This window comes from Cupriavidus sp. L7L (assembly GCF_004353535.1).
Lineage (GTDB): Bacteria > Pseudomonadota > Gammaproteobacteria > Burkholderiales > Burkholderiaceae > Cupriavidus > Cupriavidus oxalaticus_A.
Map to the genome: position 1 here is coordinate 119,105 of NZ_SMNY01000003.1, position 19,715 is coordinate 138,819.

The 19,715-nt window shown below is 62.5% G+C and carries 15 protein-coding genes and 5 pseudogenes; 11 read left to right on the top strand and 9 right to left on the bottom strand.

Going from position 1 to position 19,715, the window contains the following annotated elements:
- Nucleotides 1–81: 81 nt before the first annotated feature.
- The 8 genes from E1J61_RS02540 (at nucleotide 82) to E1J61_RS02575 (ending at nucleotide 8,134) form a co-directional block, all read left to right on the top strand.
- On the top strand, nucleotides 82–543 hold the full coding sequence (locus tag E1J61_RS02540; RefSeq protein ID WP_243736744.1) for a bacteriohemerythrin: 462 nt from the start codon (nucleotides 82–84) through the stop codon (nucleotides 541–543).
- 51 nt (nucleotides 544–594) lie between these two features.
- Nucleotides 595–1,107: a MarR family winged helix-turn-helix transcriptional regulator gene (locus E1J61_RS02545; protein WP_133092596.1), complete on the top strand. Its 513-nt coding sequence runs from the start codon at nucleotides 595–597 to the stop codon at nucleotides 1,105–1,107.
- A gap of 375 nt (nucleotides 1,108–1,482) precedes the next feature.
- Nucleotides 1,483–2,802, top strand: a complete 1,320-nt coding sequence (locus tag E1J61_RS02550; protein ID WP_133092597.1) for a Rieske 2Fe-2S domain-containing protein — start codon at nucleotides 1,483–1,485, stop codon at nucleotides 2,800–2,802.
- A 69-nt stretch (nucleotides 2,803–2,871) separates the two neighbouring features.
- A complete protein-coding gene (locus E1J61_RS02555; RefSeq protein ID WP_133092598.1) occupies nucleotides 2,872–3,861 on the top strand; it encodes an ABC transporter substrate-binding protein in 990 nt (329 codons plus the stop codon).
- Between the two features lie 51 nt (nucleotides 3,862–3,912).
- Nucleotides 3,913–4,773 (top strand): carboxylating nicotinate-nucleotide diphosphorylase, encoded by an 861-nt coding sequence (gene nadC, locus E1J61_RS02560; protein WP_133092973.1) that lies wholly within the window; start codon nucleotides 3,913–3,915, stop codon nucleotides 4,771–4,773.
- A 14-nt stretch (nucleotides 4,774–4,787) separates the two neighbouring features.
- Complete coding sequence (locus E1J61_RS02565) at nucleotides 4,788–5,783, top strand: PDR/VanB family oxidoreductase (protein ID WP_133092599.1); 996 nt, start codon at nucleotides 4,788–4,790, stop codon at nucleotides 5,781–5,783.
- The gene (locus E1J61_RS02570) at nucleotides 5,780–7,009 is read left to right on the top strand and encodes a Gfo/Idh/MocA family protein (RefSeq protein WP_133092600.1); all 1,230 of its coding nucleotides are present in this window, start codon (nucleotides 5,780–5,782) and stop codon (nucleotides 7,007–7,009) included. The genes E1J61_RS02565 and E1J61_RS02570 overlap by 4 nt, the downstream gene beginning before the upstream one ends.
- 123 nt (nucleotides 7,010–7,132) lie before the next feature.
- Nucleotides 7,133–8,134 (top strand): tripartite tricarboxylate transporter substrate binding protein, encoded by a 1,002-nt coding sequence (locus E1J61_RS02575; protein WP_133092601.1) that lies wholly within the window; start codon nucleotides 7,133–7,135, stop codon nucleotides 8,132–8,134.
- Between the two features lie 90 nt (nucleotides 8,135–8,224).
- Here the strand turns inward: E1J61_RS02575 and E1J61_RS02580 are convergent.
- The 3 genes and pseudogenes from E1J61_RS02580 to E1J61_RS02595 form a co-directional block, all read right to left on the bottom strand.
- Nucleotides 8,225–8,489 (bottom strand): annotated as a pseudogene (locus E1J61_RS02580) (SDR family oxidoreductase); the annotation flags it as partial.
- A pseudogene (locus tag E1J61_RS38045) lies at nucleotides 8,479–8,709 on the bottom strand (alpha/beta fold hydrolase); the annotation flags it as partial. The pseudogenes E1J61_RS02580 and E1J61_RS38045, both read right to left, overlap by 11 nt.
- A gap of 360 nt (nucleotides 8,710–9,069) precedes the next feature.
- The gene (locus tag E1J61_RS02595) at nucleotides 9,070–9,903 is read right to left on the bottom strand and encodes a 3-keto-5-aminohexanoate cleavage protein (RefSeq protein ID WP_133092602.1); all 834 of its coding nucleotides are present in this window, start codon (nucleotides 9,901–9,903) and stop codon (nucleotides 9,070–9,072) included.
- Between the two features lie 286 nt (nucleotides 9,904–10,189).
- On the opposite strand from E1J61_RS02595, the pseudogene E1J61_RS02600 reads away from it, so the two are divergent.
- Nucleotides 10,190–11,030: pseudogene (locus tag E1J61_RS02600) on the top strand (adenylate/guanylate cyclase domain-containing protein); the annotation flags it as partial.
- Between the two features lie 150 nt (nucleotides 11,031–11,180).
- Here the strand turns inward: E1J61_RS02600 and E1J61_RS02605 are convergent.
- The 3 genes and pseudogenes from E1J61_RS02605 to E1J61_RS02615 all read right to left on the bottom strand — a co-directional run.
- The gene (locus E1J61_RS02605) at nucleotides 11,181–12,263 is read right to left on the bottom strand and encodes a porin (protein ID WP_133092603.1); all 1,083 of its coding nucleotides are present in this window, start codon (nucleotides 12,261–12,263) and stop codon (nucleotides 11,181–11,183) included.
- A 156-nt stretch (nucleotides 12,264–12,419) separates the two neighbouring features.
- Nucleotides 12,420–14,009 carry a histidine ammonia-lyase gene (hutH, locus tag E1J61_RS02610; RefSeq protein ID WP_133092974.1) on the bottom strand — a complete coding sequence of 530 codons (1,590 nt, stop codon included), beginning with the start codon at nucleotides 14,007–14,009 and terminating at the stop codon, nucleotides 12,420–12,422.
- A 360-nt stretch (nucleotides 14,010–14,369) separates the two neighbouring features.
- Nucleotides 14,370–14,764 (bottom strand): annotated as a pseudogene (locus E1J61_RS02615) (ornithine cyclodeaminase family protein); the annotation flags it as partial.
- A gap of 154 nt (nucleotides 14,765–14,918) precedes the next feature.
- Here E1J61_RS02615 and E1J61_RS38055 point away from each other — a divergent pair.
- Nucleotides 14,919–15,046: pseudogene (locus tag E1J61_RS38055) on the top strand (LysR family transcriptional regulator); the annotation flags it as partial.
- A gap of 134 nt (nucleotides 15,047–15,180) precedes the next feature.
- Here the strand turns inward: E1J61_RS38055 and E1J61_RS37275 are convergent.
- The 3 genes from E1J61_RS37275 to E1J61_RS02635 all read right to left on the bottom strand — a co-directional run bounded on the left by E1J61_RS37275 (nucleotide 15,181) and on the right by E1J61_RS02635 (nucleotide 18,597).
- Nucleotides 15,181–15,348: a hypothetical protein gene (locus tag E1J61_RS37275; protein WP_165971409.1), complete on the bottom strand. Its 168-nt coding sequence runs from the start codon at nucleotides 15,346–15,348 to the stop codon at nucleotides 15,181–15,183.
- Nucleotides 15,349–16,047: 699 nt separating this feature from the next.
- Entirely contained in the window at nucleotides 16,048–16,749 is a 702-nt protein-coding gene (locus E1J61_RS02625) for a TniB family NTP-binding protein (RefSeq protein WP_243736746.1), read from the bottom strand.
- A gap of 1,524 nt (nucleotides 16,750–18,273) precedes the next feature.
- Nucleotides 18,274–18,597 (bottom strand): hypothetical protein, encoded by a 324-nt coding sequence (locus E1J61_RS02635; RefSeq protein WP_133092605.1) that lies wholly within the window; start codon nucleotides 18,595–18,597, stop codon nucleotides 18,274–18,276.
- A gap of 156 nt (nucleotides 18,598–18,753) precedes the next feature.
- Between E1J61_RS02635 and E1J61_RS02640 the strand changes: the two genes are divergently transcribed.
- Nucleotides 18,754–19,125 (top strand): hypothetical protein, encoded by a 372-nt coding sequence (locus tag E1J61_RS02640; RefSeq protein ID WP_133092606.1) that lies wholly within the window; start codon nucleotides 18,754–18,756, stop codon nucleotides 19,123–19,125.
- Nucleotides 19,126–19,715 lie beyond the last annotated feature (590 nt).

Below are 19,715 nucleotides of genomic sequence, written 5' to 3' on the forward strand. Positions count from 1 at the left end.
CTTCTCACTATGCTTGTTTCCGTTGCCTCCGGAACCTGCCCATCCTATAATACTTAGTCTCCTAACAATATGGATGGAGGCATGATGGCAGCGCACAATCCGATGTACTGGCATGACGGGCTACTGATCGGTCATTCCTCGATTGACGACGAGCATCGACAGTTTGCGGCGCTCATCCAGTCGTTGCGCGAAGCGCCTGTTGAGCGCCTGGCGGAGATGCTGGAGGAACTGCTACAGCTGGCAAGAACGCATTTCCTGCACGAGGACAGGCTGATGGAGGCAACGGCCTTTCCGCCGCGCAAGTGCCACATCGGCGAACATGCAGCCGTGCTGGCCTCGATATCCGGCGTGCAGGCAAGGCTCGTACGCGGGGAGGTGGAGGTTGCGCGCCGGCTGGCAGAAGAACTGGAGCGCTGGTTTCCTGCGCATGTCCAGCACCTGGATTCGGCGCTGGCGCACTGGATCTGCAAGCAGCAGGTCGGCGCCAAGCCGGTCGTCCTGCGCAGGAACCTGGAAGCCAGTCGCGCCGCGGAGCCTGCGTAAAGCACAGACAAGCCGTGGCAGAATACGTCTTTGCCCTTGCTTCCCGCCCTTATGTCGAAAGCCTCTGAACTCAGAGAACAGGAAATCGCCCAGCGCGTCCTGCGCCGCTGGCACGACGACGTGCCCAATGATCGCCTTGCGCACCTTGTGAAAGACGCGACGCGGGTCTTCCTGCGCGCGCTGCAGCACCGGCTCTCCCAGCATGACGTGCAGCTTGGCCACTGGACCTTCCTGCGCATTCTCTGGGAACGCGACGGCATCACCAAGCGTGAGCTGAGCATCGAGGCGGGCGTGATGGAGCCGACCACATTCGCGGCCTTGCAAGCCATGGAGGCGCTCGGCTATGTCACGCTGGAGCGCCGGCCGACCAATCGCAAGAACATCTATGTGTTCCTCACGCCATTAGGCAAGCGGCTGCGCAAGACGCTGGTACCGTTGGCCGAAGAGGTCAATGCGGTAGCGGTCCAGCATCTCGCCACGGAAGATGTCGCCACCACGCGCCGCGCCCTGCTGGTGATGATCGACAACCTGACCCGCGACCAGGAAGGTATCGAGCAGGCGTAACGATTGCGCGACTGCGCGCGAAGGACTGCGGCTGGCAGTCCTGTTTTCCCCAACACATCTCCAGCAGCCCCCTCCTCCCTCCCCCCTCTCAATATTCCCGGCTGCGAGCTGCTTCGCCGTCCGCCCTTTTTCGCCCTTCCGCCGAGCATCTGGCAAGCCGATGCCTTGCTTCCCGTCCGGCCGCGCATTGCGCACGTGACCGTGACGGCGCACGCTCCCTTTTTATTAGCCCCCTAAGTATTTTCCCTTGGTTTCCCAATCCCGCCTTGCTATCGAGGTTTGCCCTGATTATTCTTAGGCCACTAAGTATTTTTCAAGCAAAGCCAGAACGCCAGACCGGCCAGCGCCCGGGATGCGATGGCCAGGAGCCCCCAAATGATGACCAAGGAAGAAAATGATCTGTTGTGCCGTGTGGAAGGCGATGCGCCGATGGGGCAGCTGATGCGCCGCCATTGGACGCCGGTTTGCCTGCTCGAGGAGGTGACGGAGCCCGATGGCGCGCCGGTGAAGGCGCGCGTGTTCGGCGAAGACCTGGTCGTGTTCCGCGACAGCGACGGCCGCGTCGGGGTGATGGACGAGTACTGCCCGCACCGCAGGGCTTCGCTGGTCTTCGGCCGCAACGAGGAAGGCGGCCTGCGCTGCCTCTATCACGGCTGGAAGATGGATGTAGAGGGCAACGTGCTGGAAATGGTCTCCGAGCCCGCATCCAGCGGCATGGCAGAGAAAGTCAAGCACAAGGCCTATCCGGTCAAGGAATGGGGCGGCATGGTCTGGGCATACATGGGACCGGCGGATGCGGTGCCGGAATTCGCGCCGCCACGCTGGGCCCCGACCGAGGACACCCGCGTCAGCATCGCCAAGGTGCTGCTGCCTTGCAACTGGGCACAGGTGCTGGAGGGCGCGATCGATTCCGCGCACAGCTCGAGCCTGCACAGCTCGGACATGGTGCCGGCGCGCGTGGACAGCGCCAAGGCAACCGACAGCCTGTGGCTGCGCCCTTCGACCGACAAGGCGCCGCGGCTGCAGGTGCAGCGCGGCGGCTACGGGTTCCGCTACGCCGCCATCCGCAGGCCGATCCACCAGGCGCAGACACATGACTATGTGCGCTCCACGGTCTTCGTTGCGCCGGCGACCGCGCTGATCCCGCCGAACAACCTTTACAACGTCGCCAACATCAACGTGCCGATGGACGACACCAACACGGCGTTCTACTTCATCGCCTGGGGCCATCCGGCGCAAACGCCAGAAACAGAGACGTGGCGCAAGTTCCTGCGCCAGACCGTCGGCGTGGACCTGGACGCGTACTACCGCCCGCTGCGCAACATCGACAACCGCTTCTGGCAGGATCGCCAGGCGATGAAGGCAGGCAACTTCACCGGGATTGCCGGCTTCCCGAACCAGGACGTCGCGATGTGGCTGACGATGGGCCCGATCGCCGACCGCAGCCACGACCGGTTGGGCGCGAGCGATCTCGCCATCGTCGAGTTCCGCAAGCAGATGCTGGATGCCGTCCGGGCGTTCCAGCAAGGCGGCGAAGCGATCGGCACGGGCGCCAATGCGATTCCCGCCGACATCTGCGCGTTCCAGGCGGTGGTGCCGAAGACCGATGACTGGCGTACGTTCGACGTGCAATACGTCTGGGCCGGTAGGCAGGACCTGCCCGAACTGGAGCCGTCGTACTCCGTCACCGCTTGAGGCACACATCCCCCCGCATCCCCCGCTGACTGCCCCCCTGCAATCCCCCGAGCCCCCACTCCATCACCGATGACCAAACTCCGCCTCTCCGTCGCCATGGGCGACTATGACCGTACCCGCGCGCTGCTCGACGGCCGCGTCCAGATCGACGGCGTCGATCCCGTCTACATGACGCTCAACCCGGAGGAAATGTTCTTCCGCGCCATGCGCAGCCAGGACTTCGATATCAGCGAGCTGTCGTTCTCGAGCTACCTCGTCAAGCATGCGCGCGGCGACTGTCCGTACATCGCGGTGCCCGTGTTCCTCTCGCGGGCGTTCCGCCACACCTCCATCTACGTGCGCAAGGATCGTATCGGACGTCCCGAGGACCTGAAAGGCTGCCGCATCGGCATTCCCGAGTACCAGCTCACCGCGATCGTGTGGGCGCGCGCGATCCTGCAGGACGACTTTGGCATCCACCCGTCCGATGTGACCTGGGTACGCGGCGGCATCGATACGCCGGGACGTCCGGAAAAGGTGAAGCTGCAGCTTCCCGCCGATGTCCGCGTGGAAGCGGCGCCCGAAGGTCGCACCATTTCCGACCTGCTGGACAGCGGCGAGATCGACGGCTTCATCGCCCCGCGGCCCCCGGGCGCGGCGGCGCTGCGCAACGAGAACGTGGGCTGGCTCTTCGACGATCCGACCGCCGAGGCGAAAGACTACTTCCGGCGCACTGGGGTGTTTCCCATCATGCATGTGGTGGGCATCCGCAAGACCCTCGCCGAGGCACAGCCGTGGCTGCCGGGCGCCGTCTTCAAGGCGTTCAGCCAGTCCAAGGCCCACGCGCTGGCGCAGCTGTCCGATACGTCCGCGACCAAGGTGACGATGCCGTTCGTCGAAGAGATGCTGAAGGCCGCGCGCGAGACGCTGGGCGAGGACTACTGGTCGTACGGCGTGCAGGCAAACCTGCGCACGCTGGAGACGTTCTCCCGCCATCACCATGGCCAGGGCCTGTCCGAGCGGCTGGTGCCGGTGGAGGAGATGTTCCATCCCTCCACCTACGAGTCCTACAGCATCTGACGAACGCCGCGCGGCCGGGGCCATCCCGTGCCGCGCATTCGGGAGCAAATGATGTTCGAGTACAACGAGACCCTCGAGCAGGCGCTGCGACGCAACGTCGACGACGCGCTGCGCGAGGACATCGGCCGCGCCGACTGGACAGCGCAGCTCGCGCCGGCGGCCAAGCGCGTGCAGGCGCGCGTGGTGGCGAAGGAAAGCGCTGTGATCGCGGGCCAGCCGTGGTTCGACGCATGCGTGACGCGGCTCGATCCGGACGCGTCCATCGCATGGCGGATTGCCGAGGGCGAGGCCGTGCTGGCTGGCGCCGAGGTCTGCCGCATCACCGGTGACGCGCGGGCGCTGCTGTCCGCGGAGCGCCCGGCGCTGAATTTCCTGCAGACACTGTCCGGCGTCGCCACCGTGACGCGCCGCTACGTCGAGCGGATCGCCGGGGTGTCGCCCAATCCAAACGGCTGCGCGATGCTCGACACCCGCAAGACGCTGCCCGGCCTGCGCCTGGCGCAGAAGTACGCGGTCCGCGTGGGCGGCGGCGCCAACCATCGCCTGGGCCTGTGGGACGGCATCCTGATCAAGGAGAACCATATCGCCGCGGCCGGTGGCGTGCGCGAGGCGCTCGAACGCGCAGCGCAGCTCGGCGCAGATGTGCCGGTGCAGATCGAAGTGGAAGACCTGGAGGAGCTGGCGGCCGCACTGGCCGCCGGGGCCACCAGCATCCTGCTGGACGACTTCAGCCTCGACGACATGCGTCGCGCCTGCGCGCTGAACGCCGGGCGTGCGCTGCTGGAGGTCTCCGGTGGCGTCGACCTCGAATCGCTGCAGGCCATCGCCGCCACCGGCGTCGACCGGATTTCCAGCGGCAAGCTGACCAAGGACGTGCGCGCGATCGACCTGTCGATGCGCATCGTCGACTGACAGGAATGCGCATCATGACTACCACACCGCTCCATCCCGAGCCCCACGCCGGGTTGCATGCAGACACGCCGATGCTGCTGCGCATCGCGCGCATCCACGACGCCGCGCAAGGCATCCGGGGCTTTGAGTTCGTGCAGGCGGACGGCACCGAACTGCCTCCGTTCACGCCGGGCTCTCACATCAAGGTGCAGGTGCCCAACGGCATGCTGCGCAAGTACTCGCTGTGCAACGACCCCGCCGAGCGTCACCGCTACGTGATCACCGTGAAGCGCGACGATCAGGGACAGGGTGGCTCGAAGAGTCTGTGCGACGACGCCAGCGAGGGCGACCTGATCCCGGTCGGCTTGCCCGACAATGCCTTTGCGCTGCTGGAGGATGCCAAGGCATTCGTGTTCATCGCCGGCGGCATCGGCATTACGCCGATTCTGTCGATGATCCGCAGCTTTGGCGAGCTTTCCACCGCAAAGTGGCGGCTCTATTACTTCACGCGCTCGCCCGAGAGCACCGCCTTCCTGGACGAACTGCAGGCGCCCGAACTCAAGGGAAAGGTGAAGATCCACCACGATTTCGGCGATCCCGCCAAGGCCTTCGACCTGTGGCCGGTGCTCGAGCGTCCGGGCGACACCCACATCTACTGCTGCGGTCCGCGCGGCCTGATGGAGGCGGTGCGCGACATGTCGGGACACTGGCCCGCCACCCGGATCCACTTCGAAAGCTTCAACGAGGGCGGCGGCGTACGAGCCGACGACAAGCCGTTCGACGTGGTGCTCAGCCGCAGCGGGCAACGCTACGAAGTGCCGGTCGGCGCGAGCATCCTGAACGTGCTGCGCCAGCATGGCTGCAATGTGCCATCGTCCTGCGAGAGCGGCACCTGCGGCACATGCCGCACCGGGCTGGTCTCGGGCGAGGCGGATCATCGCGACATGGTGCTGATGCCGGAGGAGATGGACCACCAGGTGATGATCTGCGTCTCGCGGGCAAAGTGCGCCGAACTGGTGATCGACCTATGAGCGCCAACGCAACCCGGCAAGTGCGCCTGGGCGTGGTCGGGCTCGGCCGGGCCTTCTCGCTGATGCTGCCTACGTTCCTCGCGGATCAGCGCGTGCGCCTCGCCGCCGCCTGCGATCCCCGCGAGGCGGCACGCCAGCAGTTCGCGCGCGATTTCAATGCGCCCGTCTATGAGGACCTGGCGGCGATGGCAGCGTCGCCCGACCTTGACGCCATCTACATCGCGAGCCCTCATCAGTACCATGCTGCGCATGCGTGCCTGGCGGCGGAACACGGCAAGCACCTGCTCGTGGAGAAGCCGATGGCGATCTCGCTGGCCGAGTGCGATCAGATCATCGCGGCTTGCGGGCGCGGCGGCGTACGGATGATCGTGGGGCATTGCCACAGCTTCGATTCCCCATACCTGCACGCGCGGCAACTGATCGCGTCAGGGCGCTTCGGCGCAGTGCGCATGATCCACGCGCTGAACTACACCGACTTCCTGTATCGCCCGCGGCGCCCCGAAGAATTGCAGACGGAGGCCGGCGGCGGCGTGGTGTTCAGCCAGGCCGCGCACCAGGTCGACGTGGTGCGATTGCTGGCAGGCGCGCCCGCCACACGTGTGCGGGCGACACTGGGCAGATGGGACCCGGCCCGGCCGACCGAGGGCGCCTATAGCGCCATGCTCTGGTTCGAGGATGGTGCCTACGCGTCGCTGACCTACAGCGGCTATGGCCGTTTCGACACGGACCCGTGGAACGGCGGCTTCAGCGAAATGGGATTCGCCACGCGCGAGGAGGACTACGGCCGCGCACGGCGCAAGCTGGCGTCGATCGGCTCGGCGCAGGCGGAGGCGCGCCTGAAGACGGATGGCACCTACGGCGGCCCGTCGTGGCAGGCCCCGGCCGGCACGGAACGCGCGCTCGCCAACCAGCACTTCGGGCCGGTCATCGTGAGCTGCGAGCATGCCGATATCCGGCCGATGCCGGATGGCATCTGGGTCTACGCCGACACGCAGCGCGAGCACATCCCCCTGCCGGCACCGGCGGTGCCCCGCTTCGAGGTCATCGACGAACTGGTCGATGCCGTCATCCATGGCCGCGACCCGCTCCATGACGGCGCGTGGGCGCGGTCCACGCTCGAGGTCTGCCTGGCGATGCTGACCTCGGCGCGCGAGGATCGGGACGTAACGCTCACGCGCCAGGCGAGGGCTTCGCCACCTCCGGTCGACGCAACACCGGTCGCCTGAACCCACGGCTCGCCCAAGACCACCATCCGATAACCCCCGCGCAACGAGCCCACGAATGCCGTCGTCAGAACGGCATCACCAAGGGCCGCCGCATGCACTACGATCGTAAAGTGGAGACAACACATGAACCGCCCCCAAATCCGACTTGCACGACGCAGGCTTTGCTTCAGCCTGGGCCTCGGCCTTACCGCAGCATTCGTTCCCGCATTGGCCATGGCCAGCACCGATGCCTGGCCCGCCAAGCCCATCCGCTTTATCGTTCCCTACGCGCCCGGAGGCTTGCCTGACACTGTTGCGCGCGTTTTGTCCCAGCAACTCACCCAACGCCTGGGCAAGCCGGTCGTCGTTGACAACCGGCCCGGCGCCAATGGCGTGGTAGCCGCCCAGGCGCTCATGACGAGCCCTGCCGACGGCTACACGTTCCTGGTGACCGACGGCTCGATGATGTCCATCAATCCGGCGATTTTCAAGAACCTGTCGTATGAACCCAAGCGCGATTTCGTACCCGTCTCGCTTGCCGCCAGGTCTCCGCTCTTCCTCGCCGTCAATGCACGCGTTCCGGCCGACTCACTCAACGATTTTGTCGCGCTGGCGAAATCCAGATCTGGCGCGCTGAACTATGGATCTTCCGGCATCGGCAGCACCCATCACCTGTCGATGGAAGCACTGAAAACCGCCCTCAAGCTGGATATCAAGCACGTGCCGTTTCGTGGCTCCGGCCAGTCCGTTCCGGCTTTGATCGGGGATCAGGTCCAGGTGGTGTTTGCTGCCTTGCCGTCGCTGTCGGGCTTCGTCAAATCGGGCCAGGTCAAGATTCTCGGCACCAACTCCCTGAAGCGCTCCGCGCTTGCGCCGAAGATTCCGGCGATCTCCGAGGTGGTGCCAGGATACGACTTCGCTGTGACGGTCGGGTTGCTTGCCGCAAAGGGAACCTCGGACGCCGTGGTTCAGAAGATGGCCAACGCGGTTTCCGAGGCAGTCAAAATGCCCGAGGTGGTCTCGCAGTTCCACGTTGCCGGTATCGAACCCGTGGGAGGATCCAGCGCGGACTACGCGAAGGTCATTGCCGACGAGGCGGCTCGCTATGCGCAGACCATCAAGGTTGCGCATGTCGTGGCCGAGTAAGTAGCAAAGTCCATCTGCCGCTATTCCTGAGCCTGATGACCAGGCTCAGGATTCAACTCTCTCGGCCTCCCAGCTTTTGCACGCTCTCATTCAGTGGGTGACCGACACCACCTGCGGGAATGTCTTCCAGAATACACTTCTGGTACACCTGTGCAACGACCGCTGCCCGAAAGCCCTTGGCGGGGTCACGTCCCATCGCTTCGAGCGTCTCCCGCACCCATCCGGGGCTGACGACATTCACGCGAATTTTGCCTTGCAATTCGAGCGCTGCAGCCCGCCCGAACGCCTCGATGCCCGCGTTCACGGTGCTCATGGCGGCACCACCGAGCATTGGATGCTGCGCGAGGGTGCCACTGGCCCAGGCTCGGAGCGAAGCAGTGGAAGTTCTTCGACAGGGAAGCGAGCTGCGGCTCCCAATAGCGGTAGTCGCACAGCGACCCGTGCACGAATACCATTGGCGCGCCGCTCCCAGCTTTCACATAGGGAATGGAGGTGCCGGAGGCAGTGGAAACAAAAGAAGGTTGTGGCCAGGCACCGGCAATAGCCAGCGTAGTCAGGGGCGCTCGTGCATTCATGGTTAACTCCTTGCCGAGACTTTGCTGCACCGCCCCCAAAAAGAAAATCGAATAATATTGATGGAATCGTTCAGATTTTCTGATAGCTCCACAGTCGCGGGGGGCACACAGTCTCGTGTCCCAGCGCGAACGCGCGGGCGGCCCGATTAGCATGGCGGACGCGCAGATTGCAGCCATCTGTCGGCACCCCGCCGCCGCGTTGGCCACACGCAACGGCAAGGACTTCGAAGGGGTTGGCATTGTGTAGGCCAATCCCTGGTTGGATTGATCCAGTCCTCCCGTGCAGCCGAACTGCGCAAGGCGCAATCGGCCGATGCCAGCCGCACGCGTTGCAATAGGGACCGCTGCGTCAGTCCGGCATCATGCCGCCGGTGGCAGTCCCAGCAACTGGCGCGCTTGCGCTGGCGTTGCAACGGCGCGGCCGTATTGTTCGCACAGATTTGCTACCCGGCGTACCAGTTGAGCGTTGCTGGCGGCCAGCGTGCCCTTGTCCCAGCGCACATTGTCCTCTAGGCCGGTGCGGCAGTGGCCACCGAGTTCCAGCGTCCAGTGGTTCACTTCTAACTGGTGGCGCCCGATGCCGGCGGCCGTCCACGTGGCGCCTGGCAGGATTTTCTGCAACTGGTCCACCTGGAAGGCCAGGATTTCCCGGCGAGCGGGCAATGCGTTCTTGATGCCGAAGACGAACTGCACATGCGCGGGCGCCGCGATCAGCCCTTCCCTGACCAGTTCCGCGGTGTTGTAGAGCATGGCCAGGTCGAAGATCTCGATCTCCGGCTTGATATCGAAGTCACGCATCGTTGCGGCCAATGCGCGCACGAAGCCGGGCGGGTTCTCGTAGACCGTGGTGGGGAAGTTCACGGACCCGGTGGCAAGCGATGCCATGTCGGGCCGCAGGTACAGCATCGCGCCGCGCTGCTCCGGCTCGCGCCCGCGTCCACCCGTGGAGAACTGCACGATCATGCCCGGGCAATGCTTGCGGATGCCCTCCTGTACGGCGGCAAAGCGTTCCGGGTCAGAACTGGAGTTCTCCTGATCGTCACGCACGTGCACATGGACCAGCGTCGCGCCGGCCTCATAGCTGGCGTGCGTGCTTTCGATCTGCTCGGCCACCGAGATAGGGATGGCAGGGTTGTCTTTCTTGCGAGGAATGGAACCAGTAATGGCCACCGAGATGACGCAGGGGTCTTGCATGTGGAAACTCCGATAGCGGTGAAAGGTGGGGGAGCTGCCGTGGGGGCTAGCTTTCGGGAGTCGAGATCGCAGTGAGCGGACCCGGTGATCGGCCGCCCGGGAAGGCAGTCGGGCGATTGGCTGGTTTGCGATACCGATGGCGGGTCTAGCGTCTGGCGCAGAGATTAGGCGTGGTTTTCCATATCGACAACCACAGTACGCGCACGTACGTCCAATAATCGCGCACTCAAGAACGAATACCGTACGAAACTAGGGTTTCCATGGGAAGACGAATGGATACACCGGCGTGACTGGATTACCGGCCTGGAAAAAAACCATGCTGGACGCGATGTACCAATTCGCGGGCTGCTGGATGTGCACGGCACGATGCTCGAGATCAACCGGGCCGCGCTCGAGGCGATTGGCATACGGTTGGACGACATTCGGGGGAAGCCGTTCTGGGAGGCCCGCTGGTGGGTGGTCTCGCCAGAGACCCAGGCGTTGCTGCGAGAACTGATCCAGCGTGCGAGCCAGGGCGAATTTGTCCGTTGCGACTTCGAAAACTACGGCCAGGCCATGGGCGAGGAGACGATCATTGTCGACTTCTCGCTCCTGCCGATCAGGGATTCGAACGGGAACGTTGTATTCCTGCTCCCGGAAGGCCGCAGTATCACCGAGAAGAAGCGCGCCGAGGCCGCGCTGGCGCGAAAGAACGAGGAATTGCAGGCAAGCTCGGAATTGATCAGGCGCCAGCACGACGAGCTCCAGAACCTCTATGAAAGGCTTCTGGCCGAGCAGGAGCTGCGGAGCGCCTGCTACTCAACCTGCTGCCCCTCCCAATCGCTGAACGACTGAAAGCGCGTCCTGACCTGATCGCCAGCGGCGTTCCGGAACTCATCGCCGACAGCTTTCCGGAGGTGACGGTCCTCTTCGCCGACGTCGTGGCGTTCAGCCGTTTCTCTGCAGGCATGAGCCCCGAGCAGTTGGTTGCCATCCTCAATGAGATCTTCTCCGAATTCGACACCATTGCCGACTATCGCGGCCTTGAGAAGATCAAGACCATCGGCGACGCCTACATGGCAGCCGCGGGACTGCCGGAGCCAGCGCCTGACCACGCGGTGCGGGCCGCGCATATGGCGTTGGATCTATCAGCGCCGAATCTGCTCGGCTTGCTGCAGCGGCACAACTACCACCGCCGCATCATCGCCACGATCGAGTCCAGCCGGGTCCTGTCGCACGCGACGGCATGCCGTCGGCGAAGATTGGAACAGATAGCGCTACTTGCCCGCTGATCCCAATCAAAACTTGTGTCGGAGATTGACAGTGACCCCTGTCTGGCTTTGCCCTGTGGTCACCGTGCCAAATCCGTTCAACCCAAGACGTGAATTGTCCTTGTTGTGCGCATAGCCCACGGTCAGGAATGCATCGGTCCGCTTTGACAGGGCATAGTTGACCGACGCCACTAGGCTCCATGGATCCTGCCTGGAGTTCCTGTCATTGAAGTAATAGCCTGCCGCAGTGAGACCTACTGCTGGCGACACCTGTAGGCGATAGCCGAGCCAATAGATATCATTGCGACGTGCCTGACCACCCGGGGCGATGCCGATGTCCCCCCTTAACCAACGGTAGCCCACGGAAATGGTCGCCTGTCCCAGCATGTAGTTGCCTGCCACGGCTAAGCGCCGGTCAGTCTGGCCGGAATTCTGTCCGGAGATGCCGGAAGTGCCCTGTTGCTGGTCATAGATCACTGTCGCGCCGAACGAGCCGGCTGCGTATTCCAGGCCACCACCGAACGCACGATCGCTCTTGACGTCCCCAGGAGACTCGCTTGCGAAGGCGCTACCAGTGCCACTCGTCACGGTGGTGCCGCGCGCAAAGCTGTACAGGGCTACCGCGGTGATTGGCCCAAATTTTCCTGAGTACTTCGCCATATTGTCGTAACGACCAACCAGGGCGGGGTCCAGCATAAACGCCGAGTATCGCGTCGCCAGGCCCGTTGGATCGTAGTTGATCAACAGGTCAAAGAGCGCATTCTGCTGCCGACCCAGCGTAACACGTCCCCACTGGTTTTCCAGTCCTACATAAGCCTGTCGACCGAAAAGCCGACCACCTTGGCCCATCCCCGTGTCCAGATCGAAACCGCTTTCGAGCGCATAGACGGCCTTGCTGCCGCCGCCAAGGTCCTCAACGCCGCGCAGGCCCCAGCGCGAGCCTGAAACGTTTCCACTGGCCATGCGAAGCTGCTTGTTACCAGCCGCATCGGCATTGGTCAGGTATTCAAATCCGATGTCGCCAACGCCATAGAGCGTGACAGACGACGCTGCCGTAGCCACCTGGGACCCAATCGCCAGCAGCATGCCTGCATAGAACTCCTTCTTCATGGGTTTCTCCTCCTTTGACAAGCCTTGTATTTTTTGGAAAACGGGCGTTCTGGTCTGGCAAGAGCCGCCGCGCCCCCGCCGCATCTCGCCTGGCGTGACTTCACCGCATCAGTGGGAAAAGCCACGCCGCGTAGCCTGGTTGTGCCGCTGGCCAGCTCAGGGCATATAGGCTCGCAGCACTTCGGCCGCCGCCCGGTAGTCGCCTGTCAAGGGACGGTCCTGTTCGAGAAAGGCCACGCGCTTGCGCAAGGTATCGGCCAGCGCCTGGGTGGCAGGCGACAACGTGAACCCGGGATCTTTGCGGCGTCGCAAGTCTGCCGCCTGTGCGGCATGGACAAGCTCAATGGCCAGCAGTGCATAGGCGTTGTCGATCTGCTTGCGCACGCGCTGCACGACAGCGGGAGCGTTGGTCGCGACATCTTCAATGTTCCCGGAGGATGGCGAGAAATCCATCGAAACCGGGTGCGCCAGTGCCTTGTTTTCCGCGGCGAGCGCGATAGCAGGCTTCTCCATGGCACCGAAGGCATGGACCGTATTGTCAGTGCCGAGGGAACGTGAAAGGCTGGTGAAATTGGGGTCGTTCAGGCGGCCGATGCGTTGGGCGGATGCCAGCGAGTGATGCCCTAGGGCAATCGCAGTCTGCTCAAACGCAAGCACCCAAGGCAGCGGCACGAAGTTTGCTGTGGGGAGCACTGCCCCGCCCTTTGGCAGATAGCTTTGCTGCTCTTGCCATCGGGCCGATCGCGGTTTCACACCAATTGCCACCCCCGGGTTGTCGTCAGATGCGTTGTACTGGACGTTCAGCAGTGTGCGTAATTCCGCCTGTGTGCGATCCAGTTCGCCAATCAGGAAAACCCCTGTGCGGAAACTGAGCGGATCCTGCAGACGGCGGGACGCATCCTGGTTCCAGAGACTGGAGCCGCTCAATAGACGGCGCAATTCCGCCCCGGCTTTTACCGTCTCCGGGAACGGCCGCAAGGCGAGCGAGTCTTCCAGGAACGGCGACACATTGCCGTTGAGCGCCTGCAAGCTCAACGCGTAGACGAGCTTTGAGTGCCGGCTCAGATTCGCAAGATCCACCAGCGCCAGCGAAGCCAGGCCAGAGGCATAGGAGTTGGAGCTGAGGATGGACAGGCCGTCCTTGCCAAAGGGCTGAATTGGTGCGATGCCGGCAGCCGGAAGAACGCCGGACGCCGGTTGCCGACGGCCCTGATAGTACACGTCGCCTTCTCCAAGCATGGCCACCCCGACATGGCTGAGGATGGTGATGTCAGCCTCGCCAATGGAGCCGACGGATGGGATCGCAGGCGTAACGCCCTCGTTCAGGAAGCGAACGTAAGCGTCGACGATACTTTCCTGTACGCCGCCACCGCCGGAAAGCAAGGCATTGAGCCGGGCAGCCATCGCGGCGCGCACGTCTTCAACAGGTGCGTCAGGCCCGGCGCCGCCACTGTGCGCGCGCAGCAGGGCGACGTTAAAGCGCCGTGACGCCTCCACGATCTCGCTAGTCAGCTGGCCCTTGGCATCGACCATGGAGCGGTCCTTGTTGAGACCGACACCGACGGTCAGGCCATAGATCTGCTTGCCTGCGCGGGCCGCATCAAGCAAGACGTCGTGAGCCTGGCGCACGCGCTGACGCGCCGCCGGCGAAATGCGGACGGATTCGCCACGAGCGATGCGAACGATGGACTCCGGCGTAGCATTTCGACCGTCGAGCTCGACGTCGGCAAAAGCCGGATATGCCATGCAGGTGGCGAATGCGGCAAGGCCGAAGCAGCGGCCGAATGCCAGGGCTTTTCTGCTACGGAACACCAATACATTGCGTTTCATGGCTGGCTCACAAAGATTTGGACAAATGAAGTGCGTTACCGCGTCCCGGAATGCGGGAGCGAATCTTGTTCAGGCAAAAAGAGAATTGAGCAGCGGTGCGGACATCCCGGCCCTGGCAGGGTCCAGGGCAAGGCCGGCGCTACAGCTCCGCCGCAACCGAAGCGCAAAGACCCGTGTCAGGACCACCACATGGCGCTCGTCAGGAAAGGCGCGAGAAGACTGCGCTCACTCCGTCTGAAATCTGTCGCTGGCGAATCAGGACCGCCCAGCGGCTGCTTTCCTTGCGAGATGCTTCGCGCCGATTGCGGTCAGTGCGCCGGTGCGCGCCTCCATGATGAAAGCCGCATCCATCATGGCAACCGGTACGCCGGTGCGAGGCTCGAACAGGTTCAGCATAGCCATCTCCGAAGGCAGGCCAAGCTTGTAGTTCGCGACGAAACCGCCACGATCTTCACGTCAGTCAGTCCGAGCGGCGCTACATACCCACGCAATACATTGAAGTGGCCATAGAAGGCGGCATCGGGAATCAGATGTACCCGGGGTTCAATCACGGTTTGTCCGTTCCCCTGGGCCACCAGGCCTTGCTCGACCGCGTCCAGGATTCCTGCGTCAGTCATTTCCAGCCGAGCAATGTCCTTTCCATTGATATACGTGAGATTGAGGTCTCCCAAATAGTCTCCTGTCCGGCAGTTGATACTCCGCACACCATGTTGTGCCCATGGTTCATTGCAGCACGCACTGAATCCATGGAACGCAGTGTAGACATAGACTCATTAACTGTCTTATGCCTTTTTGTCAGAGACCCTTAACATCGCATTAATTATCATGAAGATGAGCCTTCGCCGGATCGTGGTGTATCTTGCGGCCATGCTGACTGGGTCGACCAGTGGCGCATCGAAGTTGCTATTTGTCTCCAGCCTGCCATCAGCCGACTGATGGCGCCCACTGAGCAACCGGCAACCTGCTGAGCCCGTAACCCAGTGCACCGGACGCAACGAACAGCGCTGGCTCGGCATTGGCTTCGTCCCTTCGGTGCTGTATTGCTCCTGCCGTAAAGATACGTGGCGATGCCTGCCATGCATGCCGATCACTCCGGCGAGCCGGCCAGCGATGAATGTCGGGGCGTCAGGATGGCGTGCTGCACGCCGCGCCGGACAGCATTGAGCATGGCATCGCCGATGATCGCGGTAGTCAGCACGCTGTCCGGAGCGATACGCCGAATCAGGGATAGCGGCGCCTTGAACGCGATATGCATCAGCCGATAGAATCAGCCGATCGACATTGGTGCGAGACTGGATACCGTCTTCGGCGATGATCGCCGAGCGGAGCCGGACGTTTGCCGCCATCGCTTTCGCTGCCTGCGCGACATACCGCGACGAACTCGCTTGCAAGGCGCGCCGCAGTTGTTGCAGATCGTTATTTCGGCCAATGGCGGTCACAATTTCCGCCAATATGGAGATCTGACCGCTTTTTCCTACCCCTTGCGCTGACGCTTGCTAATCGCACGGAGAACCTCAGTGAGGTTGCGGCAGATACGTAGCGTGCATGGCGGGAGGGTATTCAGTCTATGGCCAGGGAGTCGGCAGACAGCCGTGTGCGGATCCAGCCAATCCCGCTTCCAGCGCGGCGATGAAACGTCAACGGGATTCAGAACCAGGCAGTCGAAGCAGTATGGGAGCTGATCGCGGTCTGACACCCAAGCCATAGGTGTTTGAAGTGCCTCGAGCCTTTGGATACCGATATGAGTCAGCAGCGCAAGGCGGCACAGCGCCTGCTCGTCCATCGGGGGAATAGAAGCCAGCCACTATTGGTCAACGCTGGAAACGCACCAAGGTCGCCAATCTGCCACAACTGGTCAACACTGATCTGATACCTTGCGCCCAGGCGACCGAGCCAACCGCCAAACGCTTCGTCATCGAATGGGCGCGGAGCAACAGGCCAAGGCCTAACACCCTCAAGAGAGCAAGGTTCGCGCTGCATGCTCTATGTGACCAAGGTCGATGGCCTCCTGCCCATCCCGGATCGCGAGTTCTGCGGAAACAGTCAAGAGGCGCGACACTTCCCCGGTTAACCCTCCACTTGCAGTCAGAATGGCATGTACCATCTCTCGCCGTGCAAGATTCGACGGACGTCGAAGTGGAAGAATCATCTCGAAGGCAGCAAGAAGGGAACGAAATGCCTCCGTCTCCTGCCATCTCGGCACCTCGAGGCGGGCGAATCGACTGACCATCTGGGGATCCGTTTGAAGCGCCATGACGGCGTCTTGAGTGCCAACGAGGACAACAGCGATTTTCAAGTCATTGGCGAGGAACTTCAGCAGATTCAAGGATGCACGTTGCTCCCGGTAGTTGCCGGCCAGCAAGTGATGAACCTCGTCAACGATCAGCATGCGCGCCGAAACTTTTCGAAGCAGTGCGCGACTCAGGTTCTCAAGCGCAGATAGCCTTGCCGACGCGTTGAAGGGGGCGCCCAGTTCGAAAAGCAATGAGGAATAGAACCGGGGCTGCTCGGGTGTCGGTGGCATCTGCATGGCAACAATACTTCGCAACTCGACGCCCTTCCCTTCGTCATACTCGGGGGGATGACGACGCTGGAATTTGGAGACGATCTGCGTCTTACCGATGTTGGAATCTCCGTGCAGCAATAGACACGGCATACGCTCCCGCTGAGGTGTTTGCAGGAGACGCTCGAGAATCTCCAGCGCCTGGTCATCGGCAAGAACTGGATTAGAAAGCGCAGGGGTTCAGGCGCCGCATTGGGAAGTAAGCGTGGCGGCGTCTTTTTACCCGCCGTCGCCCACTCCGAAAATGGAGTGGCGCCCTGCAGCCCGCGGTGAGCGTTGTGGTGATAGCGTTCGGCAATCTCGAGAACTAGCCACCGCTCAAATTCCCGGATCGTCACGGAGGCTTCTTTCTCCGGCGGTCTGGCCTTGCGGCCCTTGGGTGACGAGCCAGTCGACCCTGGCAAACTGTGGACACGTTCCATGATGGTCCTCATCAAACGTTCGATATGGCCCCCGAAGTACGGTCTCCCCGCAGGTCGGTACATCAGTTCGACACCGTACTCCCGACACCCCGCTCGCAATGCCCTACTCTTGAATTCCGCCGCATTATCGAGATGAAGTAGCTGTGGAATGCCGTGCATAGGCCAATCAACGCTAACATCGAGGCTGGCGAGCCAGCCATCCTTTGGCAAGACAACACGGGTCAATAGCAACGCAACAGTTGCCGCGTTGGGGCGGTCCATCCCGACGTATACGCCGACGACGCATCTTGTCGAAACGTCGAGGGCGATGCTTAGCCATGGCCGGCCAATGGGGCGTCGGCTCGCATCATCCACCAGCATCAAATCGGCCAGCGTGTGATCAATCTGCACAATGTCCATCGGACAGCGCGCCACAAGATGGCCTGGGGGAATCTCAGAACCCGGCAGCGTTGCGAGCCGAAGGGCCTCTTCTTCCCGATGTGCGCGCCAGCGTCGCGAAATGGTAGATCTGCTTGGCGGACTAATACTTGCCGCTGCGCATCGCTTCCGGATTTCGACGACGAGCTCGAAGAGCGGGTGAGCAAGATGAGGCTGTCGCGGCAGCCAATCGGTAAGTACCTCCCTCACAATTTCCTCGACAGTCGCCGCTAGACGCGTATCTCCCACTTTGGGACCTCGTTCATACGGTATCAACGCGCTCGCCACAGGATCCGCGAGGAAGCGCTGGCGCAAGTGATAAACCGTCGCCCAATGGATTCCAAGCAATTTGCCAGCATTCTCGGCTTGCTTACGCGAGAGAGGATCCCTCCCAAGAGGACGTAAGACCCTCGCAATCGCCAGCTCGCGTTCGTTGCAATCCTCATCGCATGTCCAAGACGGTGGTCTTAGTCACATTAGGCGATTAACTGAACGGCTGACCCAGGCTGGCGGAATTAGTGGACCCGACGCCGCAAAACGCGTTGCCTACCAGCAACAGTGTTAGACGGCACAGCGGATGAGAAATCCATTACGGATCAATCAGTTGGATCGAGGTGAATGCTAGCGGATATAGCGGCTACCGCTGGCGCTATTGGCGATCGGCAACAGCAGCGCGCGATCCGCATTGCCTTCGTTCCGCTTCATGATGCATTCCTCTCTGGATTGCTTTCCCGTGCCTTACCGCAGTGCCACGCCGGCCTGGCCGGCATGGCGTGCGTTACTTGGACTGGCCCTCGGTGTAGGGGTCGAACTTGCCGCTGCGCGCCACGTCGTCGGGCTGCGGACGTTCGTCCGGAAACTTCTTGGCGTCCGGCGATTGCGGCTTGGCGCGCGCCCCATCGGTATAGGGATCGAACTTGCCGGTCCGTTGCGGAGCGGTCTTGCTCGATGCCTTCGCGTTGTTCTTGCCCTGCGAACCCGCATGGGCGCCGCCATAGAGATCGCCGCCATCCGTGTAGTTCTTCTGCGCCATGACAGGCGATGCCGTCAACGCGGCAATGGCCGCCAACACCGCGAATCCGGTTGCATGATTGCGCTTCATTTCCTTCTCCTTCGATCCAACAACAGTACGTTTCCAGACTAGGATCGCGTCCCGAATCAGGCTTGACACACATCAAGCCAAGCAGCCGACCAGCGCATAGTCTTCCATCGTCATCGGGCCGATCGACTCGACGGTCCACCTCTCTGGGAAACTGCCATGTACAACTTCGCCGTTGCCTTCTACTCGCGTACCGGCACCACGCGCGACGTGGTGCAACGGATGGCCGATCGCCTGGACTGCCCGCTCATCGACATTGCCGATGTGGTGAGTCGGGCGGGATTCTGGGGCGACATCCGGTGCGTGTTCGACAACCTGTTCTGGCGGCGCGTGCCGTACCGGGCCAGCGGGCCCGACGTTGCCGACTGCAATACGCTGGTGGTGATGGCGCCCGTGTGGATCGGGCACCTTGCCGCGCCGATGCGCGCGTTCCTGGAAGACCACCGCGCGTTCCAAGGCAACCTGGCGGTCATGGCCGCGCGCGGCGGCTATCTCTCCGCCGAGGACATCGCCATGGCGGCGGGACGGTAATGCAATGAAATGCATCAAGAGGCACTTCTTTGCCGTGGCATCCTAGCCGCCACCCTTACATGGCTAGGTCGTGCAGCGCAGCCTGACATTCATCAGTCCGGAAGCCGCCCAGGTACTCTCGGCTTCTGAGAGGTCCTGATAAGGCAATGTTATCGAACCTCTGGTGGGTATCCATTTAACCGGAGTCACCACGCCTCCACGGTCTGTTTTGCCAGGGACGTTCGTTCGAGACTGGGAGGATGTCCGCGGTTCCGCGGTGGTGTCGGACGTACGGCCTTGGGGCTCGCTATTGTCATGCTTTGCTCGAGCGACGAACCATTACAGCAGCGAGCTAGCGGATTCCTAATGGCGGTATCCGGCCATTCTGAGCCATTCGCACTTGCGGTCATGCGGTCACTTAAGTTCCGCTCCATCATCATCAGGTTAGAACTCCCGGTCGCAATCTGCTCTGAGATAGATCATCTGGCTGTCGTTGCGCGCGCTGGCCGTTGGTGAGCCCGCTAGTCGCGGCGCGTAGCTGCGCCGCGGCCAGCGCCGCCTCGAGCGGGACCAACCCGGCTGGCCACCTTTCATAGCTGGCAGCTCGCCCT